A 3,430-nucleotide genomic window follows, 5' to 3' on the forward strand; every position below is an offset into this window, starting at 1 on the left:
TTGAAACAACGCCAGCCCCACGATCAGAAGGCCGATCACCCAGGTGAGGCCGCGCATGGGCAGGACGCGGGTGATCCATCCGGCAATGGGCGCGGCGATTACTCCGCCGGTCATCAGGCCCGCCACCGCCCGGATATGGGTCTCCAGGTTCGGGGTTTCGACCCAGTGTCCGGTGAGGAGGGCCGTGGCGAAAGCGATGGTGACCGTGACCGCTACGAAAAACTCCGCCGTGTTGGCGGTGCCCACCGCATATCGGGGCGGCACGCCGGACCCCACCAGGGTCGTGGTCACCGTAGGGCCCCAGCCGCCGCCGCCGATGGCGTCCAGGAATCCGCCCGCCAGCCCCAGAATGCCGCGACGACGGAACGGCCGCACCGGGGGCGGTGCGCCACGCCAGGCCCGCCACAGGATCAGCAGCCCCATGAACAGCAACCATGAGATCACCCATGGCTTGATGGCCGCGCCGGGGATGGCGGTCACCAGGAAGGTCCCCGCGACACCCCCCACGGCGCCCGCCAGGGCCAGGCGCCACAGGAGCTCCTTGTCCACGTTGCGGTGCACGAGATGCGATAACCCGGAAGCGGCGCCGGTCGCGATCTTGATGCGTGGATGCTGGCCGATGCGGTGGCGGGGGGCACGCCCATGCTCAAAAGCACGGTCGCACTGATCACGCCGTAAGCCATGCCCAGGGCCCCATCGACCAACTGGGCCAGAAAGCCCACGGCCGCGAACAGGAAGAACTCCTCCATGGCCTCTCCATTGCGGCCGCGAGCGCCTCAGGCGCTCAGCCGGCCAGCCTCCCGCAGGGACGAGACGATGAGGTCGCTGGCCTCCTCGGGGTTCAGCATCGCGGTCCGGACATGGATATCCGCATTTTCAGGCGGCTCATATGGGCTGTCGATGCCGGTGAAGTTTTTCAGTTCGCCGCGCCGCGCCTTGGCGTAGAGGCCTTTGGGGTCTCGCGCCTCGACCTCCTCCAGCGGGGTGTCCACGAACACCTCGATGAATTCGCCATCCGGCATCATCTCGCGGGCCATGCGGCGTTCGGCCCGGAAGGGCGAGATGAAGGACACCAGCACGATCAGCCCCGCGTGGGCCATCAGTCGCGCCACCTCCGCCACCCGGCGGATGTTCTCCACACGGTCCCCCTCAGTGAAACCCAGGTCGCGGTTCAGGCCGTGGCGGACATTGTCGCCGTCCAGGATGTATGTGTGCCGTCCCTCTGCGTGCAGACGCTTCTCGACCAGATTGGCGATGGTGGACTTGCCCGAGCCGGAGAGACCCGTGAACCACACCACCGCCGGCTTCTGACCCTTTGCGGCGGCCCTGGCGTCGCGGGTTACGTCCAGCGCTTGCCAGTGGATGTTGTGCGACCGGCGAAGGGCGAACCGGATCATGCCCGCACCCACCGTGGCGTTGGTGATGCGATCCATAAGAATGAACCCGCCCAGACCCCGGTCGATCTCATAGGGCTCGAAAGCCACAGGCTGTGTCAGGGAAAGGTTGCAGACCGCGATCTCATTCAGGCCCACGGTCTTGGCCACGCTTTCCTGAAGGGTGTTCACATCGACCCGGTGCTTGATGCCGGTGATCTGGGCCGAAACGGTGCGCGCGCCGATCTTCAACCAATAGGAACGCCCGGCCAGCAGTTCGTCCTCCCCCATCCATACGATGGTGGTCTCGAACTGGTCGGCGACCTCGCATGGCTGGGCCGCCGCCGCGATCACGTCCCCTCGCGAAATATCCACCTCGTCCGCGAGGGTCAGGGTGACAGACTGGCCTGCCTGGGCTTCGTTCCAGTCCCCGCCCAGGGTCACGATGCGGGCGACGCGGCTGGTTCGCCCCGACGGCAGGATGCGCACCGGATCGCCCGGCTTCACAACGCCTGAAGCGATCTGACCGGCGAAGCCGCGGAAATCCAGATCGGGCCGGTTCACCCACTGCACGGGCATGCGAAAGGGACGACGCGCCAGGCGCTCATCATCCACTTCCACCGTCTCCAGATGGTCGACCAGCGATGGGCCGTCGTACCACGGCGTGTTGGCGCTGGGCGCCGTGATATTGTCGCCCCTCAGGCCCGAGATCGGAATGCACAGGACATCCCCAATGCCCAGTTCGGCGGCGAAGGCGCGATAGTCCGCAACGATCTTGTCGAAAACCTCGCGGGACCAGTCGACCAGATCCATCTTGTTGACCGCCAGCACCACGTGCCGGATGCCCAGCAGCGACACCAGATAGCTGTGCCGCCGGGTCTGGGTCAGCATGCCCTTGCGGGCGTCGATCAGCACGATCGCCAGATCGGCGGTCGAGGCCCCTGTGACCATGTTGCGTGTGTACTGTTCATGGCCCGGGGTGTCGGCGACGATGAATTTGCGCTTCGCCGTGGCGAAGAAACGGTAGGCCACGTCGATGGTGATGCCCTGCTCACGCTCGGCCGCCAGGCCGTCCACCAGCAGGGCGAAGTCCAGAGCGCCGCCCTGGGCGCCCCACTTCTTCGAATCCGCTTCCAGCGCCGCCATCTGGTCGTCGAAGACCATGCGGGAATCATAGAGGAGGCGCCCGATCAGGGTCGACTTTCCGTCGTCCACCGAGCCGCAGGTGATGAAGCGCAGCAGGCCCTTGGATTCGTGCTCGGCCAGGAAGGCGTCGATGTCCTCGGCCGCCAGCACGTCGGGCCTGTATCCAGCATCACGGGCCATCAGAAATAGCCCTCCTGCTTCTTCTTCTCCATGGAGGCGGCCTGATCGTGGTCGATGGCCCGGCCCTGACGTTCCGAGGTGGTGGTCAGCAGCATTTCCTGAACCACTTCCGCCAGGGTTGATGCCTCCGAACGGACCGCGCCCGTGAGGGGATAGCAGCCCAGGGTGCGGAAGCGGATCCTGGCAATCTCCGGCGTCTCGCCGGGCCGCAACGGCATGCGGTCGTCATCCACCATGATGAGGATGCCGTCACGCTCCACCACCGGGCGCTCGGCGGCGAAATACAGCGGCACGATGGGGATGGCCTCGCGCATGATGTATTGCCAGACGTCGAGTTCGGTCCAGTTGGAGATAGGGAACACCCGGATGGATTCTCCCTTGTTCATGCGCGTGTTGTAGAGGCTCCAAAGCTCCGGCCGCTGCGCCTTGGGGTCCCAGCGGTGCCCGGCCGTGCGGAACGAGAACACCCGCTCCTTGGCCCGGCTCTTCTCCTCGTCTCGTCGCGCACCGCCGAACGCCGCGTTGAAGCCATATTGGTCCAGGGCCATCTTCAGGCCCTCGGTCTTCCAGAGATCGGTGTGCAGGGTCGCGCCGTGGTCGAACGGATTGATGCCCCGGGCCTCGGCCTCGGGATTCTTGAAGACCAGCAGTTCCATGCCGGCTTCGGACGCCATGCGGTTTCGCAGGTCGTACATGGCCTGGAACTTCCAGGTCGTGTCCACGTGCAGCAG

Annotated in this window: 3 protein-coding genes; all 3 read right to left on the minus strand. The window is 65.8% G+C overall.

Annotation, left to right across the window (positions count from 1 at the left end; genetic code table 11):
* Positions 1-549, minus strand: a 549-nt coding sequence (locus tag C0461_RS13905; protein WP_292107842.1) for a sulfite exporter TauE/SafE family protein, incomplete at its 3' end; no start/stop codon positions are given.
* Between the two features lie 227 nt (positions 550-776).
* Positions 777-2,699 (minus strand): sulfate adenylyltransferase subunit CysN, encoded by a 1,923-nt coding sequence (gene cysN, locus C0461_RS13910; protein WP_292107844.1) that lies wholly within the window; start codon positions 2,697-2,699, stop codon positions 777-779.
* Positions 2,699-3,430, minus strand: a 732-nt coding sequence (gene cysD, locus C0461_RS13915; RefSeq protein ID WP_292107846.1) for a sulfate adenylyltransferase subunit CysD, incomplete at its 5' end; no start/stop codon positions are given. The genes cysD and cysN, both read right to left, overlap by 1 nt.

Source organism: Brevundimonas sp., assembly GCF_013823285.1.
Taxonomy (GTDB): domain Bacteria; phylum Pseudomonadota; class Alphaproteobacteria; order Caulobacterales; family Caulobacteraceae; genus Brevundimonas.